The 1,101-nt window shown below is 49.2% G+C and carries 1 protein-coding gene; it reads left to right on the top strand.

Annotation, left to right across the window (positions count from 1 at the left end; genetic code table 11):
- The coding region (locus R8269_RS25750; protein WP_318222980.1) for a DUF3971 domain-containing protein at window positions 1–1,101 on the top strand (1,101 nt) is incomplete at both ends.

Here is a 1,101-nt window from a genome sequence, read left to right as displayed (position 1 = left end):
AAAGTAAATGGTCACTCACTTCAAATTCGCACCGATGACAAATCCTGGCCTGAACTTGATGCGGCTTTTGATTGGCAACCAGATGGCTGGAAGCTCAATCTTTCTCAGCTCGACATTGAGGCGCTGATTCCACTCGTTAAGCTCGCGCCGGAATCGGAATCAACCAGTGACTTACTCAATAAATTAGCACCGAAAGGTCGTGTTGAAGACATTCGTTTAGCCATGAATGGTGGCTTAGATACGCTGCGTTATTCGGCGGACCTCGATGAGTTAGCTATGACTCAGTGGGAACTGTTGCCGGGCTTTCAACATGTGCAAGGCAGCGTTGCGGGTGACTTGAAGCAAGCGAAAGCGAAAGTCACGGTCATTGATGATGTTTTCCCGTACGGGGATGTATTCCAAGCCCCATTGAACATCAAGCAAGGCGAAGTCGACATCATCTGGCAGCAAGATGAGACAGGTTGGCGTTTGTGGTCGGATAAAGTCACGGCTGCGACTCCGGACCTTCAAGTGTTGGGCGCATTTCGACTCGATTTCCCTAAAGAGCAAAGCCCATTCCTATCGTTTTATGCTGAGGCGGATCTCTACAACGCTGGTGAAACTTGGCGTTACTTGCCAACTTTGGCATTAGGCCAAGATCTAACGGATTACCTATCGACCGCCATTCAAGGCGGTAAAGTAAACACGGCCAAATTGCTATGGTATGGCGAGTTAGGAGATTTTCCTTACAAAGAGCACAACGGCATGTTCCAGGCGTGGGTTGGCTTAAAAGACGCGAAATTCAGTTTTGATACTGCGTGGCCAACCATTACCGACTTGCAGCTTGATCTATTGTTTGAAAACGACGCCATGTATCTGGATTCCAAATCGGCGACGTTAAATGGCGTTCACGCTAAACGCATCACGGGGCGCATTCCGGAGTTGGCTGAAGATGGCCATATCGAAATTGAAGCTAAAGCCACAGCTCCGGGTAATGAAGTTCGCGACTACATGATGGCTACGCCGCTGGTTGACTCGGTTGGTGCCGCTTTGACGGCCTTGCAAGTCAGTGGCCCGGTGTATTCCGAGTTCCAGCTCAACATTCCTTTTGATATGGAAAAA

This window comes from Vibrio sp. Vb0667 (assembly GCF_033391095.1).
Note: the sequence above shows the minus strand (reverse complement) of the source record. Positions and strands in the feature narration are given on the sequence as shown.